Annotated in this window: 22 protein-coding genes and 1 pseudogene; 20 read left to right on the top strand and 3 right to left on the bottom strand. The window is 45.6% G+C overall.

All coding sequences use genetic code 11. The features are described from left to right. Positions 1-182: 182 nt before the first annotated feature. The 5 genes and pseudogenes from HWQ47_RS00920 to fdhF all read left to right on the top strand — a co-directional run bounded on the left by HWQ47_RS00920 (position 183) and on the right by fdhF (position 9,968). On the top strand, positions 183-1,589 hold the full coding sequence (locus HWQ47_RS00920; RefSeq protein WP_269969336.1) for a nucleobase:cation symporter-2 family protein: 1,407 nt from the start codon (positions 183-185) through the stop codon (positions 1,587-1,589). 101 nt (positions 1,590-1,690) lie between these two features. Continuing rightward, positions 1,691-3,007 carry a guanine deaminase gene (gene guaD / locus HWQ47_RS00915; protein WP_269969335.1) on the top strand — a complete coding sequence of 439 codons (1,317 nt, stop codon included), beginning with the start codon at positions 1,691-1,693 and terminating at the stop codon, positions 3,005-3,007. Positions 3,008-3,231: 224 nt separating this feature from the next. Continuing rightward, entirely contained in the window at positions 3,232-4,608 is a 1,377-nt protein-coding gene (locus HWQ47_RS00910) for an NCS2 family permease (protein WP_269969334.1), read from the top strand. Positions 4,609-4,660: 52 nt separating this feature from the next. Beyond that, entirely contained in the window at positions 4,661-5,413 is a 753-nt protein-coding gene (locus tag HWQ47_RS00905) for an outer membrane protein OmpK (protein ID WP_269969333.1), read from the top strand. A gap of 221 nt (positions 5,414-5,634) precedes the next feature. Continuing rightward, positions 5,635-9,968, top strand: a pseudogene (gene fdhF, locus HWQ47_RS00900) (formate dehydrogenase subunit alpha). A 416-nt stretch (positions 9,969-10,384) separates the two neighbouring features. Here fdhF and HWQ47_RS00895 read toward each other — a convergent pair. Both HWQ47_RS00895 and HWQ47_RS00890 read right to left on the bottom strand, forming a co-directional pair. Then, a complete protein-coding gene (locus tag HWQ47_RS00895; protein ID WP_269969332.1) occupies positions 10,385-11,353 on the bottom strand; it encodes a phage integrase in 969 nt (322 codons plus the stop codon). 45 nt (positions 11,354-11,398) lie between these two features. Continuing rightward, the gene (locus HWQ47_RS00890; protein WP_269969331.1) at positions 11,399-11,680 is read right to left on the bottom strand and encodes a helix-turn-helix domain-containing protein; all 282 of its coding nucleotides are present in this window, start codon (positions 11,678-11,680) and stop codon (positions 11,399-11,401) included. Between the two features lie 107 nt (positions 11,681-11,787). On the opposite strand from HWQ47_RS00890, the gene HWQ47_RS00885 reads away from it, so the two are divergent. The 3 genes from HWQ47_RS00885 (at position 11,788) to HWQ47_RS00875 (ending at position 12,746) form a co-directional block, all read left to right on the top strand. Further along, on the top strand, positions 11,788-12,051 hold the full coding sequence (locus HWQ47_RS00885; RefSeq protein WP_269969330.1) for a hypothetical protein: 264 nt from the start codon (positions 11,788-11,790) through the stop codon (positions 12,049-12,051). After that, positions 12,048-12,362, top strand: a complete 315-nt coding sequence (locus HWQ47_RS00880; protein ID WP_269969326.1) for a hypothetical protein — start codon at positions 12,048-12,050, stop codon at positions 12,360-12,362. The genes HWQ47_RS00885 and HWQ47_RS00880 overlap by 4 nt, the downstream gene beginning before the upstream one ends. 72 nt (positions 12,363-12,434) lie before the next feature. Then, complete coding sequence (locus tag HWQ47_RS00875; RefSeq protein WP_269969329.1) at positions 12,435-12,746, top strand: hypothetical protein; 312 nt, start codon at positions 12,435-12,437, stop codon at positions 12,744-12,746. 76 nt (positions 12,747-12,822) lie between these two features. Here HWQ47_RS00875 and HWQ47_RS00870 read toward each other — a convergent pair whose 3' ends face one another. Beyond that, positions 12,823-13,080: a helix-turn-helix domain-containing protein gene (locus tag HWQ47_RS00870; RefSeq protein ID WP_269969328.1), complete on the bottom strand. Its 258-nt coding sequence runs from the start codon at positions 13,078-13,080 to the stop codon at positions 12,823-12,825. A 102-nt stretch (positions 13,081-13,182) separates the two neighbouring features. On the opposite strand from HWQ47_RS00870, the gene HWQ47_RS00865 reads away from it, so the two are divergent. The 12 genes from HWQ47_RS00865 (at position 13,183) to HWQ47_RS28030 (ending at position 18,603) form a co-directional block, all read left to right on the top strand. Then, a complete protein-coding gene (locus tag HWQ47_RS00865; protein ID WP_269969327.1) occupies positions 13,183-13,446 on the top strand; it encodes a hypothetical protein in 264 nt (87 codons plus the stop codon). Then, a complete protein-coding gene (locus tag HWQ47_RS00860; protein ID WP_269969326.1) occupies positions 13,443-13,757 on the top strand; it encodes a hypothetical protein in 315 nt (104 codons plus the stop codon). Before HWQ47_RS00865 ends, HWQ47_RS00860 begins: the two co-directional genes overlap by 4 nt. 73 nt (positions 13,758-13,830) lie before the next feature. Next, positions 13,831-14,142, top strand: coding sequence for a hypothetical protein (locus HWQ47_RS00855; RefSeq protein WP_269968395.1), 312 nt, complete (start codon positions 13,831-13,833; stop codon positions 14,140-14,142). A gap of 3 nt (positions 14,143-14,145) precedes the next feature. Continuing rightward, positions 14,146-14,382, top strand: a complete 237-nt coding sequence (locus HWQ47_RS00850) for a hypothetical protein (protein ID WP_269968396.1) — start codon at positions 14,146-14,148, stop codon at positions 14,380-14,382. Next, positions 14,379-14,552, top strand: coding sequence for a hypothetical protein (locus HWQ47_RS00845; RefSeq protein ID WP_269968397.1), 174 nt, complete (start codon positions 14,379-14,381; stop codon positions 14,550-14,552). The genes HWQ47_RS00850 and HWQ47_RS00845 overlap by 4 nt, the downstream gene beginning before the upstream one ends. Continuing rightward, positions 14,549-14,809, top strand: coding sequence for a hypothetical protein (locus HWQ47_RS00840; RefSeq protein WP_269968398.1), 261 nt, complete (start codon positions 14,549-14,551; stop codon positions 14,807-14,809). The genes HWQ47_RS00845 and HWQ47_RS00840 overlap by 4 nt, the downstream gene beginning before the upstream one ends. Further along, positions 14,806-15,123, top strand: coding sequence for a hypothetical protein (locus HWQ47_RS00835; RefSeq protein WP_269969325.1), 318 nt, complete (start codon positions 14,806-14,808; stop codon positions 15,121-15,123). Before HWQ47_RS00840 ends, HWQ47_RS00835 begins: the two co-directional genes overlap by 4 nt. Next, a complete protein-coding gene (locus tag HWQ47_RS00830; protein ID WP_269968400.1) occupies positions 15,120-15,755 on the top strand; it encodes a 3'-5' exonuclease in 636 nt (211 codons plus the stop codon). Before HWQ47_RS00835 ends, HWQ47_RS00830 begins: the two co-directional genes overlap by 4 nt. Then, on the top strand, positions 15,742-15,972 hold the full coding sequence (locus HWQ47_RS00825) for a hypothetical protein (RefSeq protein WP_269968401.1): 231 nt from the start codon (positions 15,742-15,744) through the stop codon (positions 15,970-15,972). Before HWQ47_RS00830 ends, HWQ47_RS00825 begins: the two co-directional genes overlap by 14 nt. A gap of 112 nt (positions 15,973-16,084) precedes the next feature. After that, positions 16,085-17,398, top strand: a complete 1,314-nt coding sequence (locus HWQ47_RS00820; RefSeq protein ID WP_269969324.1) for a replication endonuclease — start codon at positions 16,085-16,087, stop codon at positions 17,396-17,398. After that, positions 17,395-18,336: a hypothetical protein gene (locus HWQ47_RS00815; protein ID WP_269969323.1), complete on the top strand. Its 942-nt coding sequence runs from the start codon at positions 17,395-17,397 to the stop codon at positions 18,334-18,336. The genes HWQ47_RS00820 and HWQ47_RS00815 overlap by 4 nt, the downstream gene beginning before the upstream one ends. A 12-nt stretch (positions 18,337-18,348) precedes the next feature. Then, positions 18,349-18,603: an ogr/Delta-like zinc finger family protein gene (locus HWQ47_RS28030; RefSeq protein ID WP_443020108.1), complete on the top strand. Its 255-nt coding sequence runs from the start codon at positions 18,349-18,351 to the stop codon at positions 18,601-18,603. Positions 18,604-18,626 lie beyond the last annotated feature (23 nt).

Below are 18,626 nucleotides of genomic sequence, written 5' to 3'. Positions count from 1 at the left end.
ATTTCTCGAGTTCGTCCCTATAACTTTGCCGTTTACATATCACGTTAGTTGTTTGGCCATTTTTCTATAAGTTGTTTGATCTGAAATTTACCTAAAACGTCGAGTATTGATTGTTACTGAACCTCAATTGAACTTGTTTAGGCACCAAACTCGCCGTTTAAGAGCGAAGAAAAGGATTCGAGATGAAACTGTTATATCAAGTTGAAGATAAACCACCTATGAGCGTCAGTATTATTTTGGCGCTACAACATATGCTTGCAGCTATGGGGGCCATCGTTGCTGTGCCACTCGTTGTCGGTTCTGCCATAGGCTTGCCCACCAATGAAATGGTCATTTTAGTTAATGCGGCTCTTATGGTGTCAGGCGTTGTCACTATGATCCAGTGCAAGGGGCTAGGACCTATCGGAATTCGACTTCCTGTGGTGATGGGCACCAGTTTTACTTTTGTAGCCATATCGATTTCCATCGGTTTGGAATCCGGTGTCTCTGCCATTTTTGGCTCAGCGCTTATCGGATCTCTAGTGATGATTATCGGCAGTTATTTTATGCCGCAAATTCGTAAATTATTCCCCCCAGTTGTATCAGGCACAGTCGTGCTACTTATTGGTTTGACTATTTTACCGGTAGCCGTCGACTGGTTTGCAGGGGGATTTGTGGGTCAAGAAACCTATGGTCAACACGGTAATTTGGCGCTAGGTTTCTTGGTGCTGGTGGTGGTTATTGCTCTGTCGCAATGGGGTAAAGGTATCTTTTCAGCCGCCGCTATCGTTATCGGCATGTTCGTCGGTTACCTCGTGGCTATGATGCTAGGCATAGTAGATTTCACCCCTGTTTATGCCGCCGAGAGTTTTGCATTACCAACGATATTGCCCTTTGGCATTAGTTTTACTATCAGCGGCATTATAGGCATGTCGATTGCCTATCTGGTCACGATTATGGAGTCCACAGGGGACTTTCTGGCCCTAAGTGATGCCACTCACACCAAGCTCACGGGTAAAAAACTCTCCAGAGGTATTCTTTGTGACGGCGTGGGTAGTGCACTCGCATCGACGGTTGGCACCACGCCGTTTTCATCATTTAGTCAAAACGTCGGCATTGTATCTATCACTGGGGTTGCGAGTCGTCACGTGGTGGCATTAACAGGGTTTATTATGTTGTTTGCCGGATTATTCCCTAAGATTGGCGCCTTGGTTGTGACCATTCCATCCCCCGTACTTGGTGGAGCGGGACTGGTGATGTTCGCCATGATCATCTCATCAGGTATCGGAATTCTAGCTCGCATCAACTTCACTAAACGTAACATGCTGATCATAGCTGTAGGCGTTGCCATTGGTATGGCTGTGACCATGCGCCCAGAAATTCTGGCCCATTTCCCCGATTCTATTAGAGTGATTTTCAGCTCAGGCATTACTGCTGGATCCTTGGTTGCACTGCTACTTAACGTGGTACTTAGAGTGAGTCGCTCCGATGAGGCTCAGTGCGCCGAAGAGAAACGTGAGTCATTGAGAGAGCAGATAAAGGAGTGTGAGTCATGCAATACCGCGCTTGCCGATAAAGAAGCTGCCCAAATAAAAGTAACCCGTGTTTAGCGTTCAATTTAATAAGCAAAAAACATAAAAATAACACCTGTCGATAGTGCTCAACCACCAATCGAGATAACACTCGATGATGAATAATATTAGAGGTCACCATGGAATATAGCCATACAGTCAAAGCAATCAGGGCATCGATATTGGATATCGCTTGTACTGTTTCAAACCCTAAAGATATAGAAAAGAACTTACGATTTATTGAAGATGGTTTATTGCTCGTGGCCAACGGCCGTATTAAGTGGGTAGGCACATGGGAGGAGGGGAAATCTCGAATTCCAGCTAACGTTAGAATCCGCACTTATCCAGGTAAAATTGTGATGCCTGGATTTATCGATACCCATATTCACTATCCTCAAGCCGAGATGGTCGGCGCCTATGGCGAACAGTTGCTGGAGTGGTTGAATAACTATGTTTTCCCCACCGAGGCTCGTTACAAAGATAAAGAATACGCTAAAGAGATGTCTGAGTTTTTCATCAAACAACTGCTGCGTAATGGCACCACGACAGCGCTGGTATTTGGTACTGTGCATCCGGAATCCGTTGATTCACTCTTTGAAGTAGCGGAAAACATCAATATGCGCCTGATTGCAGGCAAGGTGATGATGGATCGCAACGCACCAGATTACCTCGTCGATACCCCTGAAACTAGCTATTCAGAGAGTAAGGCCTTGATTGAGAAGTGGCATAAACGAGGGCGCTTACTCTATGCCATCACCCCGCGTTTTGCACCGACATCTACGCCTGAGCAACTGGATATGGCTGGCAAGCTTAGGCGCGAGTTCCCTGATACTTATGTCCATACACATCTGTGTGAGAACAAGTCGGAGATTCAATGGGTAAAAGAGCTATTTCCTGATCGCGCTAGCTACTTAGATGTTTATCATCATCACGGGCTTACTGGCTCTAAGAGTGTATTTGCCCACAGTATTCACCTCGAAGACTGTGAATGGGATTGTTTGCAAAAAACCGATTCCGCCGTGTCATTTTGTCCGACCTCTAACCTCTATCTCGGTAGCGGCCTGTTTAATCTCAAAGAGGCATGGAAACGCAATGTAAAGGTTGGCATAGGTACAGATATTGGTGGGGGAACCACCTTTAGCATAGTGCAAACCTTGAATGAGGCTTACAAGGTGATGCAGCTACAAGAGTATCGCCTATCGGCATTTGAAGCCTTCTATATGGCAACCTTAGGTGGAGCAAAATCCCTGTCGCTTGATCACCTCATAGGCAACTTTGATATTGGCAAAGAGGCTGATTTTGTGGTGATCGATCCCTGTGCTACGCCGTTGCAACAATTGAGATATGACAATTCAAAATGTTTAGCTGAGAAGCTGTTTGTGCTGATCACCTTAGGAGACGATCGCAGTATTTATCGTACCTATGTCGATGGTCGTCTGGTTTTCGAGCGCACATAAATTACCTACTAATTTAAAAGGCATGCCTAGTTCTGTTTACTAGGCATATTTGGGAAATATGGGCTGAAAATAAAAATCAATATTAAAAAATTGACACGCTATTTAAACATCAAGTCACGGATTAAATCCTAGTGTGCTTTGCCGTGACGAGCTTGCTTGAAGTCAAATAGACACTTGCGAGGTGATGTTAAGCCCATTTCTGTGGCAATAAAGGAAGAGATGAGATGTCAGATACTAATACGGTAGACAATGAATCATTAAAACAAAATGAGTTAGTTTCACGGAATCGTTTAGACAATTATTTTGAAATAACCAAACGAGGGAGCTCGGTCCGGCAGGAGTTAATTGCCGGAGTGACCACTTTCTTAGCCATGGTTTATTCGGTCATAGTGGTACCGAGTATGCTGGGTGCGGCGGGGTTCGATCCCGGCGCGGTGTTTATTGCCACTTGTTTAATTGCCGCGTTTGGCTCCTTGTTAATGGGCTTGTGGGCAAAACTGCCTATGGCGATTGGTTGCGCTATATCACTGACCGCGTTTACTGCATTTAGCTTAGTATTGGGTCAAGGAGTGAGTGTCCCCGTTGCGCTTGGAGCAGTATTCCTGATGGGGTTAATCTTTACCGCCATTAGTGTGACTGGAGTGCGGCAGTGGATCTTAACTAACTTACCTTCCGGTATTGCTCATGGTACTGGTATAGGTATCGGATTGTTTTTACTTTTGATTGCCGCTAACGGTGTTGGCCTTGTAGTTAAAAACCCTCACGCAGGCTTACCGGTGGCGTTCGGTGACTTTACCTCCCTGCCAATTTTAATGTCAGTGTTAGGTTTAGCAGCAATTTTGGGACTTGAAAAACGCCGCATCCCCGGTGGGATCCTATTGGTGATCGTCGCGATTTCAATTTTTGGGCTTATCTTCGATCCTAAGGTGGTATATCAGGGACTCTTTGCTATGCCTGACTTTGGCGGCGAGAACTCCTTAATCGGCACAATGGATGTGATGGGGGCGCTCAACCCGTTGATTTTACCTAGTGTTCTAGCCTTGGTGATGACGGCTATTTTCGATGCTACTGGCACCATTCGCGCCGTTGCAGGCCAAGCCAACTTGCTCGATAGCAAGGGCCAAATCATCAATGGCGGTAAGGCGCTGACATCAGACTCGATCAGCAGCATTTTTGCTGGCGCAGTGGGTGGTGCACCTGCAGCGGTCTACATCGAATCTGCAGCTGGTACTGCAGCTGGGGGCAAAACGGGCTTAACAGCTACGGTTGTTGGTGGACTTTTTGCTTGTATGCTTTTTCTGGCACCGCTGAGTTATCTGGTTCCTGCTTACGCCACCGCACCAGCCTTGATGTATGTGGGACTGCTAATGCTATCCAATGTTAGCAAGCTGAATATGAATGACTCAGTCGATGCCCTTTCAGGCCTAATCTGCGCTGTGTTTATCGTGCTTACTGGCAATATCGTTACCGGTATCATGCTTGGTTTTACTTCACTTGTAGTAGGACGAATTATTTCCGGTGATTGGCGCAAGCTCAATGTAGGCACTGTTATTATCTGTATAATTCTAGTGGTATTTTATGCTGGCGGATGGGCAATTTAATTTAATGCTTAGTGAATAAATAAAAACAATCAAATATTAAAAGGTTATAAAAATGAATAATAAATGGATCTTTGCAACTTTACTACTAACACCACAGGCTTTTGCAGGCGATATCATCCACTGGTGGGATGTGAGTGTCACTGCACTATATGGCGAAAATTATGACCTCGCTCCATCAGAAAAGCAAACCACGCTGACCTTTGAAACCGCCGGCGGTTGGAAATACGGTGATTGGTTTGCCTTTCAAGACGTCACCTACTTTAATGGCTCTAATGTGGATAAGGAACAAACCACCTACGGCGAAATAACCACGCGCTTCAGTGCCGGGAAAATTTTTGATACTAAGGTAGGCTTTGGACCGGTAACGGATCTATCCCTAGCCTTAAGCTTAGAAGAAGGTGAAGGGCCAGTTAAGAGCTTTCTTTACGGTGTTGGCTCAGATATTGATATCCCATATTTTAGTTTCTTTAATTTAAACCTATTCCGTCGCTCGGCGATCAGTGATGACAACATCAGTGATGGCTGGCAAGTATCTCCCTCATTTAAGATTGAGTTCCCTGTTGGCAATTCAAGCATAGTCTTCGATGGCTATGTGGACTGGGTCTTTGCCGTAGATGATGCCAATTACTCTGAAGGGATACACGTTAATCCACAGCTTAAATATGACTTAGGCGCAGCCATTATGGGCGAAAGCAGCAAAGGCCACCTTTATGTCGGTATCGAATACGACTACTGGAAGAATAAATACGGTGTCGAAGGGATCGATCAAAACACCTATTCGGTGATTGTGAAATATCACCTTTAACGCAATCAGGACCTTTTAGACTTAATAAGGAAAATGACCTCCGGCAAAGCCGGAGATCATTTTGATGACATCCTCAAAGAGCTAAAGTAAGCCCTGAAACACACTAACCACCTAAGTTTCAATTATTAACGCAAGCTGTCTTCTTTTTCTTGATCACAGGTATGCTCGTACCATCTCCTCATCAAAGCCAACTGTCGAGATGGAATAATTAAGGTAACGCCATGAAAAAAATTACAATTGATGGTAAACGGCTCACAGTTAGTCCACAAGCAACCTTATTCGACATTGCAAAAAGTGCTGGGATCACAATTCCTAATCTATGTCATCAACATAGTGACGCCAGCTTTTCCACAAACAATAATCAGAAAAGCCACTGTAACTTGTGTCAGGTGGAAGTACATATTTCAGGGATTCACCAGCAAGGTAAACCTGTTATTGTCAGAGCGTGTGATACCCAGCTCAATTCTCTCTATTCAAGTGATGAACAGACGGTAAAGGTTATCACCCAATCAGCCCAGCTGAGTTTACTAAGACAAACCGCACTGACCGAAATTCTAAGCGATCATTTTGCCGATTGCGAAGCCCCTTGTCAGCAGGCGTGTCCCGCTGGCGTCGATGTACAGTCTTATCTTTTTCATATCGCCCAAGGAAACCATAGAGAAGCGATTAAGGTCATTAAGCAGACTTTACCACTGCCGCTCTCAATCGGACGAGTTTGTCCGGCATTTTGCGAAGCAGAGTGTCGTCGCGGCTTAGTCGATGAGCCCGTTGCCATAAGACAACTTAAGCGCCACGCCGCCGACTTAGACCTTAACGATAGTGAGAGCTATGTGCCACCAAGAGCCCCAGCCACTGGTAAGAAAGTCGCCATTATTGGTAGCGGCCCTGCAGGCATTAGCACCGGATACTTTCTGTCAAATGCGGGCCATGAGGTCACCATTTATGAAATGATGCCCAAAGCAGGCGGCTGGTTACGGTACGGCATTCCTGAATGTCGCCTGCCTAAAGCGATCCTCGACAAAGAGATCGATCTCTTATGTCAAAACGGCTTAAACATTGAAACCAATGTCAGGTTGGGCCACGAAATTCACCTCACGCAACTGGTAGAGGACTTCGATGCGGTTTGTCTCGCCATTGGCGCACAAAAAGCAGTACCGATGAACTACCCAGGCTCCGATCTTAAAGGCTGCTATTTAGGCGTCGACTACCTTAAAGATCACTGCTTAGATAAAACCTATACCACAGGCAAACGTGTGGCTGTTATCGGCGGCGGCAACACCGCCATCGATTGTGCCCGCACCGCCAAGCGTGAAGGCGCCGACGTCACCTTGATCTATCGCCGTACCAAGGAAGAGATGCCAGCGGAAGATTACGAGATAGTCGAAGCCGAACACGAAGGCATAAAGTTCCATCTCCTTACCAATCCAATTGAAAACCACGGCGATGAGCATGGCCGCGTTAAGAGCGTGACTTTTGAGAAAATGGCCCTTGGCGAGCCCGATAGCTCTGGCAGACGCGCTCCCGTTCCTACTGGTGAAACCTTCACTCAAGCGTTTGATACCGTGATCCCTGCGGTTTCGCAAACCCCAGATATGGATTTCCTTAACGATCCCCAAGGTCAGCTATCAACCGGCAAGCTTGCCCTCACCCGCTGGAACACTTTCCAAGGATGTGACTACACCATGTCTGCAGGCCAGTCATCAGGCACCGACAAACTGTTTGTCCTCGGTGATTCTCGCACCGGACCAGCCACTGCTGTTGCCGCTGTCGCCGACGGTCGTAAAGCCGCCATCGCCATCGAGAAGCTGCTCAATCAGGGCCTGACGTGTGAACTGACAAAGTTTGAATTCAATGCCACTAAGGCGACCAAAACAGCCTCACTGTCGGCAGACTTGTACCCCCACACCAAAGTCGAAGCTAAGGCAAAAATGCCAGAGCTTAACCTGTCACAAAGACTGGGGAGCTTTAGCGAAGTCGAGCTAGGTTTTGCAAACGACGAAGCCATGAAAGAGGCCGCGCGTTGCCTTGAGTGTGCCTGCCAGGCCAATACCGATTGCAAGCTGCGCAATTATGCCACCGAATATAAAGTCGACAGTAAGTCGTTAGCGCCCCAAAGCTCAGCGGAGGCGCCGCGTCAGTTTAGCGTCGATAACTCCAGTCCCTTTATCACTTTCGATGCTAACCGCTGTATTAGTTGCGGCGCCTGCGTCGATATCTGTCATAGTAAGTGCGGCCATAGTGCCATTAGTTTTGAGTCTGAAAACCACTATCAGGCATTACCCAGCTCAAGCTTATCATCAGAGCGCCGTGCACCACGTGTCGGCTTTAACACCAGCATGAAAGACAGTGATTGCGTGCAGTGTGGTAGTTGCGTGCAAGTGTGCCCAACGGGCGCACTGGTCGATGCCAGAGACAAGACTCAGGGCGTGACCGATAAACTCAACCAAGTATCCACCGTCTGTACCTACTGTGGAATAGGTTGCCGTCTGATCATGCATGTGGACACAGCAAACAACACCATCAAGCACATCAGCGGCGATAGTAACTCGCCTGTTAATGACGGTATGTTGTGCGTTAAGGGCCGCTTTGGTTTTGATTTTATTGGTAGTGAGCAAAGACTCACCCAGCCACTGATCCGCAAAAATGGCGAGCTTGTTGAAGTGTCTTGGAATGAAGCCATCGATTATATCGCTGACAAACTCAGTAACATCATAGCTACCCACGGCGGTGATGCCGTTGCTGGACTAGCCTCAGCCAAAGCCACCAATGAAGATAACTACGTCTTCCAAAAGCTGTTTAGAAGCATTATCGGCACCAACAATATCGACCACTGCGCCCGTCTTTGTCACGCATCCACTGTAACCGGCTTGTATGACGTACTCGGCAGTGGTGCGATGACCAATGATATTCCTGACATTAAAGAATCGGATCTGATCTTTATCCTTGGATCTGACACCAGCAATGCCCACCCAATCATTGCTTCAAAGATTAAGCAAGCGATCCACAATCATGGTGCGCGTTTGGTCGTGGCCGATCCTAAGCGCGTCGATATCTCTGATCACGCCGAGCTCTATATGTGCCACAAGCCAGGCACCGATGTGATGCTACTTAACGCTATGATGCAGCAGATCATCAAGCATAACTGGCATGATAAAGCCTACCTTGAAGCCAGAGTCGATGGTTTTGAAGCGCTCCGCAGCGAGGTTATGAAAGAGAAATACTCGTTAGCCAATGCACAACTCATCACCGGCGTCGATGGGGCTGAAATTGCCACCTTGGCCAAGATGATAGGTACCGCCCAAAGAACAGCAGTCTACTATGCCATGGGTATTACCCAACATACCTCGGGTCATGACAACGTCACTGCCATCGCCAACTTGCAACTCTTGTGTGGCAATATCGGCGTACGCGGCGCAGGTATCAACCCACTGCGCGGCCAGAGTAATGTTCAAGGAGCCTGTGATATGGGCGCCCTACCCAACTACTTCTCTGGCTACCAAAAGGTCGACGACCCAGCGGTGCAGCAACACTTCAAGCAAGCTTGGGGCAATGAGACGCTGCCAAACAAAATCGGCTTAGCCGCCACAGAAGTGATGCAGGCACTGACGAAGGGCAAGCTCAAAGCGCTCTATGTTATGGGTGAGAACCCAGTGCTAAGCGATCCCGATCAGACCCATGTGGTCGAAGCGCTAAAAGAAGCCGAGCTATTGATCGTTCAGGACATCTTCTTAACCGAAACCGCCGCCATGGCGCATGTGGTCTTGCCGGCATTGTCGTTCGCCGAAAAATTGGGCCACTTCACCAACACCGAGCGCCGCGTGCAACAACTGCAGGTTGCCGTAAAGGCGCCAGGCATTGCCAAACACGACTGGAAGATAGTGCAGAGCATTGCCAATGCATTGGGGGCCAATTGGGACTATACGGATGAGAAACAGATTTGGCATGAGATCACCCAAGTCACGCCGCAATATGGTGGGATTAGCTGGGAGACGATGGATCCAAACACCAAAAAGGTATCGCAGGCCTGCAATGGCCTTGTCCAGAGGTAGGTCATCCCGGCACACCAATACTGCACATGAAAACGTTTACTCGCGGCCGCGCCCAGATGAGAGCCATGGATTATCGATTGCCTGCCGAGCCTCCTTGTGGTGAGTACCCGCTAACCCTGTCAACCGGACGTTTGCTGGAGCAGTTCCACACCGGCACCCTGACCCGCAAGACAGCCGGACTCGATGAGCTAGGAAAACCACGGGTGATGATCTCAGTCTATGACGCCGAGAAGCTAGGTATCGCTAATGGTGATATGTTGCGCATTAACTCACGTCGCGGTGAGATTGAGATAGCCGCGTTTGTGACTAAACGTGCCCAAGTTGGCGTCTTATTCCTGCCGTTCCACTTCGCCGAGGCTGCAGCGAATAAACTCACCATCAACGCCCTTGACCCCGTTGCCAAGATCCCCGAGTTTAAGATCTGCGCCATCAAAGTCGAAAAGGTTAAAGAAACCAATAAGCTTGAAACTGAGCTTGATAAGGAGAGTGAATTAGCCCTGGTATAAGCACAGTCGAGCAACTCAGTCAGACAGGCTTAACACTCTGTCTGACTAAGCTTTATTAACCTTCAAATGATGACGAATAACATTAGGAATATAATAATGAGTGACGATATTAAAAGTTCTACAGGCGTGGGTAGTAATGGTTCTTTAGACACTACAGATTCCGCAGTAACACTGATGTCTGCAACTAGCAGTACTGCATCAAGTAGGACCGCTCTCGATACCCCTCCTCCAGTATTCGAAGTAGGAGCAGTGCTGTATGGCCTATGTTTTATTCATATGGTTTAAAGAGTGAGAATAAAGCAAAGCCACTTAACAGTGGGTTTTCTATGTTCTAAAATTCAATAGCTTACCTTTTAAATCAACAAGATAAGCTATTTCCCAACCTAACAAAACCTCTTGAAAACTAACTAAGTTTGTCAAATTGTGGTCAATGGTCTGAATGTGATTGCATCTTGCAGATGATCAGGTGCAAGGTGCGCGTAGGCCATTGTTTGAATTATCGTAGAGTGTCCTAATATCTGTTGTAACGTTAAAATATTCCCTCCATTGATCATAAAATGGCTTGCGTAAGTATGCCGTAAAACGTGAGCTGCTTGACCTTTTGGTAAATCAAAATCTAGTCCTTTAATGACTTCCCTAAAATGATGGTAAGACGCATTAAACAGTGTGCCATTTTTCCCCGTATACAGCTCCTTGAACAGATCACTTGTTATTGGAATCGTTCGGTTCTTGCCATTTTTAGTATCAACAAATATTATTTTGCAATTAACCAGTTGACTGCCTTTTAATTTCGAGGCTTCACTCCATCGAGCCCCAGTGTCAAGGCACACTTTAGCAATCTTTAGTGCATCACCAGATAGATTGTTGAGCAACATGTGTATTTCATCTAATGATAGAAACGTCATGTTTTTAGCTCTAACCTTCATTTTTGCCAACCCTTTAAGTGGGTGGTCTTGATAAAAATCACCTGCTTTTATCAACACTGTAAATACACTACTAAGTAGCATTTGATCGCGATTGATAGTACTTGGGCTTACGTTCTCTGATGTCAGCACATTACGGTAATCAAGCCAGTGACTCTTTGTAAACTGGTAAACTCGTAGGTAGTGCAGATATCTATCAATTCGTTTCAACCGATTTAAATCTGCCGCGCCGCTCTTTAGGTACTGCCCATGATGCTGATACCACAAATCAATTAATATACTTAGTTGCCGTGCATCTCTTGGTTTTTCTAACCACTCAATAGTATTTTTAGTGGAAATAACCCATCGTTCATATTGAAGTGCTTCCGCTTTAGTTTTAAACGTCTTGCGATAGCGCTTTCCATTTCGCCCTTGCGGGCGCACATCGACCATATAACCGTTAGGGACTGACTTAATAGACATAGTAGCCCCCTTGCATCTGCCAGCGATAAAACGCTTCAGCATTGATTAATAAGCTTTTTTCTTTACAGAACCTTGCGTATCTTGAGTTGAGAAAGCCGGGCAAATCTGTCCGGACTGAGGTTGAACGTCATCAGTAAGTAACCACATGGTGTATTTACTAAATGTGACATGCTTAGCAAGTTTTTCATAAAACTCACCTGAAGGAATGCTGTCACCTGCAACGTAGCGCTCAACTGAACGCCTTGATACACCTAGTTCACAGGCAAACTCTCCTTGAGTTAACCCCTCTCCTTGAATCATTTTTTTTAACCTTTCACTTAATTCCATAGTTGACCTCTGACATATGTGTCGGATACTATCCGTAATATGTGTCGGAACAGGCTTATTAAAACTGATATAAACCCAACAACACAAACCTATAAAGGATACAGCAAATGACAGGAGATACAGATAAGAACGACCAAAGGCCACGAACTATTTTTCAACCAGATGTTACTCCCATCACATTGAAGGAATACGCACGTATAACAAACCAGCCATTATCAACTGTTCAATCTCAAGCTGATAAAGGACAAATTCCCACCTTCAAACCACCAAATTGCAGAATTCGTTATGTCAATCGTCTTCAAATGTTTCTTGCATGTGCAGAAGCTGCGGGGTGGGACATAAAGGCCCCTTCTCTTGAGTATTCACTATGACAAACATTCCAAACGACATACCAGAAACACCAAGCCCATTTGATACTGCTAGGGAAATGATAGGCCGTAGTCATGTAGCCAGTTTATATGACCGATTAACTGAACAACAAAAAGCCATGATCTTGTTTGGTGCAAAGCTCAAACCCAGTCTGTATCTCACCAAGTCTATTGACGAAATGAGTTATGACGAACGCGAGGAAATAAGGCTATCAATCATTGCACTGGGTGAAATTAATCAAGTTTTTGGAGGGGGGATGTTGAGCCGTGAACAATTCAGTCATAAGCCGAAACGACTTTCGAATAAACACTAAACAACAGACATAAAAAAGCCACTTTAGCGGTAACTAAAATGGCAAACCATTTAATTATTCTGGAGAATAAAAATGATAAATCAGATCTTAGCAGTAGAACAATCCGTTTGCAATCCTGTACTTACTCCCACAATCAAGTGGGAATTCGATTTAACCAATCAGCAGCATCTCGATATGCGGCGATTAATGGCTGATGTCTATCAACGTAACGCTGCATCGTTAAGTAAATGTAATAACCGCTCCGATTATTACAGTGGGATGGCATATTGCCTGTCCCGCGTCGCTAAGGATGTTCTCAAAGATAATACGTTACGTATCTTATGCCTTGATTTGCTAGAAGCAATCGGCTTGCAAGATACGCTGCATTTCGAACTGAGGAGTTAAGCCATGGCTAAATCATTCAGAGTTACCTACGGAACCGTCACAGTATCCGATGCACGCTGGTCGGTTCATTATCCGGTTAAACAAGTTTGTGTTGAGTACAAGCCGGGCAAACTTGACCATATTCAGGCTTTGTCTTTCCGGTCATGAGCCAGAGAGTGTATTTCTCAAACATTACGTGGTTCACAATTTTTATGGTTGCACTCGTTTTTGGCTCCTGCCTCCCTGAAAGGTATTTTTCAAGTGAGGATGTTGAAATTCCAGTTAACTCTGCAAACTCTCTTTGGGAAAGTCGCTCCTCTTTGATTATCGCTCTAAGTTTTTCATTGAAATCCATTATTGACTCCCGCATTATTCGATGGCATTATCCGCACTACTTGATGGAAACCACTTAGACCTATTTAAAACTAAGTAGCCAAACTTACAAAGGATACCTCAGATGACAGAAAATGCAGATAAGAACGACCAAAGGCCACGAACTATTTTTCAACCAGATGTTACTCCCATCACATTGAAGGAATACGCACGTATAACAAACCAGCCATTATCAACTGTTCAATCTCAAGCTGATAAAGGACAAATTCCCACCTTCAAACCACCAAATTGCAGAATTCGTTATGTCAATCGTCTTCAAATGTTTCTTGCATGTGCAGAAGCTGCGGGGTGGGACATAAAGGCCCCTTCTCTTGAGTATTCGCTATGACAAACATTCCAAACGACATACCAGAAACACCAAGCCCATTTGATACCGCTAGAGAAATGATAGGCCGTAGTCATGTAGCCAGCTTATATGACCGATTAACTGAACAACAAAAAGCCATGATCTTGTTTGGTGCAAAGCTCAAACCCAGTCTGTATCTCACTAAGTCTATTGACGAAATGAGTTATGACGAACGCGAGGAAATAAGGCTATCAATCATTGCACTGGGTGAAATTAATCAAGTTTTTGGAGGGGGGATGTTGAGCCGTGAACAATTCAGTCATAAGCCGAAACGGCTTTCGAATAAACACTAAACAACAGACATAAAAAAGCCACTTCAGTTGGAGCTGAAATGGCGCATCAATTCATAACTTAGGGAAGTATAAAATGATAAATCAGATCTTAGCAGTAGAACAACCCGCTTGCAACTCTGCATTCATTCCTGCAATCAAGTGGGAATTCGATTTAACCAATCAACAACATTTAGACATGCGTCGGTTAATGGCCGATGTCTATCAACGTAATGCTGCATCGTTAAACAAATGTAATAACCGCTCCGATTATTACAGTGGTATGGCATACGGACTATCCCGCGTTGCTAAGGATGTTCTCAAAGATAATACGTTACGTATCTTATGCCTTGATTTGCTAGAAGCAATCGGCTTGCAAGATGCGCTGCATTTCGAACTGAGGAGTTAAGCCATGGCTAAATTATTCTTAGTTACCCACGGTATTGTCACAGTATCCAGTCCACGCTGGAATGTTAACTTTCCCGTTAAACAAGTTTGTGTCACGTACACGCCTGACAATCATGACGGATGGGGCATTGCTCAGTATATCGATTCAAGTGAGATTGGTGAGTTCAATCAAGAACGAGCTGACGCTTTTGCGTTAGACGCCGAATCTAAACTGCGCATTCCGCTAAGGGCACCAGCATGAATCTTCTGAACTCAGTCAGCAACTATCCCCCACGGCCAAAAGCCGAGTATAGAGATAAGCCAACGGATGCTAGCCGTCATCAATTGGCATGCCGCCAAAAAATAGCACTCATCAAAGAAGCTAGAAGCCTTGGTATCAGCGTTTCAGAATTAACCGGAGAAGTATCATGAACAATAAAAGGATTTCCTATTTTATTTCCCATCTTGTTAACGGCCCAGTTAACGATTGCAAAGGCATACTTGAGTGTGAATTAAGGCTTGATCCACAAGGAGCGCTGCTCGCCGCAACAAGCGCACTTGAAGAACTAAAGCGAAGAGATAAAAACCGCGCAGACAAAAACGGCCAACCTTCTCGTAAGGAAGCACTGCAAACCATCATAAATAAAGCCAATAAATTACTGGCTGGCCGCAAGGAGCAGCAATCATGAAACTCGTCCCAATCGAAGTATCAAAAATTAAAGCGTATGTGGCTTTCGTCATCAGCTGCTCTAAGTGTGGATCGGAACTCGTTATTTTAGCTAAGAAGCGATGCAGTACTAATGAAATTATCGATTTAGCTGGTAAAGAAGGCTGGTACGGGTGCGAAGCATTGGATGAAACGTGTTTAGTCGCCTGCCCGTCATGCGTCAGCGTTAAGTTATTGGCGGCAACTGAAAAAGAACACGCCTTAATAAAGAAATTGAGAGAGGCAGTTCAGGCTCCTTATGTCATTAACAGCCCACGAGTTGGAGAGCCGTCATGACTACCTGTGAAAGTAATGTCGAAAGCATCTATGCCGCTGAAATAGCCAAAAAATGGATATCCTCAAACGCCATCATTCTTGATACAGAAACGACAGGTCTTGAATGGGGCTGTGAGGTTGTCGAGGTTGCCGCTATTGAGTTAGCCACTGGCAACATCATTATGAACACCCTAGTTAAGCCCACTACACCAATCCCTGATGAAGTTATTGCTATACACGGGATCACTAATGACATGGTTGAAAACGCACCTGAATTTAATCTTGTATTAATAGATCTTTTAGAGACCACTCTCGGGCGTGAAATTGTTGCTTGGAATGCTTCATTCGATTTGAGGCTATTGCTATCAACACTGCATATAACCATGCCTTTCACAGTTGAATGTCAATTAGTCCCATGCATACGGCAGCATTCAGATAATACGAATCGTTGGCACTGCGCCATGTTGAATTATGCCCAATTCAGGGGAGATTGGAACAACGCCTATGGTGAATACAAATGGCATTCACTCGAAAATGCAGCAAAGCAAATGGGTATTGAACTCCCATCTACACGTCATCGTGCGCTTGAAGATTGTCAATTAACACGTGAAGTGATCCTCAAAATGGCGAGGCGTAGCAATGAAAAACCCTGAATTTAATCATCTTCTAAAACACTACCGTCACCATAAGGTTATGTTGCGCCACGCAATGGTCATTGACCGTGTCGAACGCTCCACTGACTCGGCACTCGGCATGGCTGCTGAGCGCGGCGCGCTTGATTGTCTTTACTATCAAGCGCACGGTAAAGGGTTGATCAATCTCGCCAAAGGCATTCGCAGAACCATTGAGAAAGTGAAGGCAGCACGTTGAACCTGCTTAGTCTCCTTGTTCACCTGAGCATTAATTCACGCACATGATTAATGCTCAGGTATTAACTTCTCGCCCTAAAAAGCCCTACAGGTTAAATAACTTGCCTTCCCCTATGCCTGATAATCTACCCGTCAGGACAGGATTAAAGCCTAATCTTTGGGCGGTCGATTTATGGGAAGACGAAGCCGTTAACCCCTCGCCGCCAGTAGACATAGAAGCACTGTACGAGTCGATTTTCAACCGCCCTAAAAGAGCCATTGAGCTCCCTATGATTAGAGAGCTTATCGCGCCGTTGCCTCATCGTATCCGCAATAGCCTCATGAAAGATTTTTACACAGATGAAAAAAGAGAGGGGCGCGATAACGCCCTCCTTTTAGTCAGTAAAAGACTGCAACAAATGCTACTCGTGTGGAAAAGTTATCCGTTCTACAAACTGCCATATCTGCAACCTGTTGGTGGTGATGAAAACGACGAAGAAGAAATTAAACCCGCCATCAGGTTTAAGGCGCCACGAAAGCTTATGCCTGCAAGTGACGTGTCATTTGTCAGCATCATTATGGGTATTGACCGCGATGATAAGCACTATAACGACGAAGTAGAGCAAGACATTCACCCCCCATTTTTAGGTTATGAACTGCTACGCCAGCGCAAAAGTAAACGTATGACGGCTGTGGCAAATAGAATTGCTTACAACGTCATGCAAGTTGCATTAGAGGCGAAGGAAAAGACGGGGGAAGATAGACGCTTCACCGCCTACTTTGCAGCAGCCACACTGTGTGAACAATGGGACATCATTCCGCCTTACTTAGCCGCAGTAAAACGAGACCATGTTTTAGCTGCTGCTGAATGCGGACTTCTGCGCATGACCTGTCCCAAATGGTGGGGAAAACAATTAAACAGAATGCGTGACTTGTGCTGTGAACACATGAACGTTGCAGCGGGATTGGTATCTGACTCGCGCCCATACGTCAGCGAGGAAACACTTCAAGAATTTATTCAGCAACAAAAAAGTGCCATGAAGTGGCTAGAAGACACCATGATTGAAAATGATGAAGGTGTGGTCTTGCCATTGGTCGAGGCCGCTATGGCGGGTAATGCCAACCCATCAAATCGTTTAGTCGAACTCGTTGTTCGTCGCCGTGGTGTTGAGGAAATGGCTAAGGACGCCGGAATGATTGGTTTTATGATCACCATTACCTGTCCAAGCAAATACCACGCTAACTCATACAAGTGGAACATGACCAATTATAAAGTCGCGCAAGAATACCTGGTCAAACAGTTCGCCAAACTCCGTTCGGCTTTGGATTACCGAGGGATTAACATTCCTGGCATTCGTGTCGCTGAGCCTCATAAGGACGGAACGCCACACTGGCACATGTGCACGTTTATTCAGCCTGAGCATGAGGAAACCTTCAAAAATTGGTGACCAGATATGCTTTCCAAGTTGATGGCCATGAAAAAGGCGCAAAGGAAAAACGGTTAGACATAAAGCCTATCGATAAGCGAGGTGCTGTGGGTTACGTCATTAAGTACCTGTCAAAAAACATTGAAGGTGAGTTCATGCAAGGTGAATTGGATTTAGAAGCCAACGTTGAGGTTTCTGAGGGCGCAAAATTTGCGAGAGCGTGGGCCAGCCGATATCACCTACGTCAATTTCAATTCTATGGCACTGAATCCGTACAAGTGTGGCGCGAGTTAAGACGTATCAAGGTTGGTCCACAATCTCCTGAAATAGAAGCCGCTAAATCTGCTGCTTGCGCATCGGATTGGAAAGGCTTTGAAGCTGCAATGAAAACCGCAAAGCTAACGCTGAGCTATGACATTACCGAATGTGGTAATGAGTACGGCGAAGTGGTCAAGCGGGTGCAAGGGCTTGACGGGATAGCGTTCGGGCAACATCGAAACATCATCACGCGCGGAGAAAAATGGACATTACGAGGTGCCTCCGACACTGAGAAAGACGCTTACCAAGCCCTTAAGAAACGTCGAGCTTTGTTCTTTTTTGATGCACGTCAAATGCCAGAAAATGAGCGCATGAGCAAGAAAGAACTTAAGAAAAAAATGCCAAGGTGGAAGCAACCACAGCATTCGGGCTTGTCGCCTTTGCCTGTCGCTTCTGCTCTACCTTGGACTTGTAGGAATAACTGTACAGGCGCCATTTCAAGCCGTCCGAGACATCAAATTTCAGAGGATAACTTTAGAGAATTAGCCTCTAACGGGGTAACAGATCCCCATACATTAGACCAAATCGCCAACGGCTCAGGAATATTGACTGACAGGGGTAAAGTTTGGTGGCTCAGAGAGGGTCAGTTGTGGTTCGAACATCAGCTAGATGAAGATGATCATGAGTTTGAATTCTTTTAGAAAGGACAGTGAATGCGTATAACCTGTAATGTATGCGGCAGTAAATCAATCATTCAAAGCACAAAGGATGCAATGCCTGGCTACGCCAAATTTTACTGCATTTGCACCAACCCAAAGTGTAGTCACTCGTTTGTAGCATCCTGGTCATATGAGAAAACCTTGAACCCAAGCCTGCAGCAAACAAACGACCTGCTCATCGATATGGTGCAACGAATGGAACCCGCACAACAAAAGAAGCTTATTCGGCAATTAAATCTTTCATTGTAATAGGCAGTATTATTGCACCATAT

The organism is Shewanella sp. MTB7 (genome assembly GCF_027571385.1).
GTDB lineage: Bacteria > Pseudomonadota > Gammaproteobacteria > Enterobacterales > Shewanellaceae > Shewanella.
The sequence above is the reverse complement of the archived record's forward strand: the minus strand, read 5'-3'. Positions and strand labels throughout refer to the sequence as shown.

Coding starts and splice junctions, on each gene's coding strand:
- HWQ47_RS00920 (WP_269969336.1), top strand. CDS start 183: ATGAAACTGTTATATCAAGTTGAAGATAAACCACCTATGAGCGTCAGT.
- guaD (WP_269969335.1), top strand. CDS start 1,691: ATGGAATATAGCCATACAGTCAAAGCAATCAGGGCATCGATATTGGAT.
- HWQ47_RS00910 (WP_269969334.1), top strand. CDS start 3,232: ATGTCAGATACTAATACGGTAGACAATGAATCATTAAAACAAAATGAG.
- HWQ47_RS00905 (WP_269969333.1), top strand. CDS start 4,661: ATGAATAATAAATGGATCTTTGCAACTTTACTACTAACACCACAGGCT.
- HWQ47_RS00895 (WP_269969332.1), bottom strand. CDS start 11,353: ATGTCTATTAAGTCAGTCCCTAACGGTTATATGGTCGATGTGCGCCCG.
- HWQ47_RS00890 (WP_269969331.1), bottom strand. CDS start 11,680: ATGGAATTAAGTGAAAGGTTAAAAAAAATGATTCAAGGAGAGGGGTTA.
- HWQ47_RS00885 (WP_269969330.1), top strand. CDS start 11,788: ATGACAGGAGATACAGATAAGAACGACCAAAGGCCACGAACTATTTTT.
- HWQ47_RS00880 (WP_269969326.1), top strand. CDS start 12,048: ATGACAAACATTCCAAACGACATACCAGAAACACCAAGCCCATTTGAT.
- HWQ47_RS00875 (WP_269969329.1), top strand. CDS start 12,435: ATGATAAATCAGATCTTAGCAGTAGAACAATCCGTTTGCAATCCTGTA.
- HWQ47_RS00870 (WP_269969328.1), bottom strand. CDS start 13,080: ATGGATTTCAATGAAAAACTTAGAGCGATAATCAAAGAGGAGCGACTT.
- HWQ47_RS00865 (WP_269969327.1), top strand. CDS start 13,183: ATGACAGAAAATGCAGATAAGAACGACCAAAGGCCACGAACTATTTTT.
- HWQ47_RS00860 (WP_269969326.1), top strand. CDS start 13,443: ATGACAAACATTCCAAACGACATACCAGAAACACCAAGCCCATTTGAT.
- HWQ47_RS00855 (WP_269968395.1), top strand. CDS start 13,831: ATGATAAATCAGATCTTAGCAGTAGAACAACCCGCTTGCAACTCTGCA.
- HWQ47_RS00850 (WP_269968396.1), top strand. CDS start 14,146: ATGGCTAAATTATTCTTAGTTACCCACGGTATTGTCACAGTATCCAGT.
- HWQ47_RS00845 (WP_269968397.1), top strand. CDS start 14,379: ATGAATCTTCTGAACTCAGTCAGCAACTATCCCCCACGGCCAAAAGCC.
- HWQ47_RS00840 (WP_269968398.1), top strand. CDS start 14,549: ATGAACAATAAAAGGATTTCCTATTTTATTTCCCATCTTGTTAACGGC.
- HWQ47_RS00835 (WP_269969325.1), top strand. CDS start 14,806: ATGAAACTCGTCCCAATCGAAGTATCAAAAATTAAAGCGTATGTGGCT.
- HWQ47_RS00830 (WP_269968400.1), top strand. CDS start 15,120: ATGACTACCTGTGAAAGTAATGTCGAAAGCATCTATGCCGCTGAAATA.
- HWQ47_RS00825 (WP_269968401.1), top strand. CDS start 15,742: ATGAAAAACCCTGAATTTAATCATCTTCTAAAACACTACCGTCACCAT.
- HWQ47_RS00820 (WP_269969324.1), top strand. CDS start 16,085: ATGCCTGATAATCTACCCGTCAGGACAGGATTAAAGCCTAATCTTTGG.
- HWQ47_RS28030 (WP_443020108.1), top strand. CDS start 18,349: ATGCGTATAACCTGTAATGTATGCGGCAGTAAATCAATCATTCAAAGC.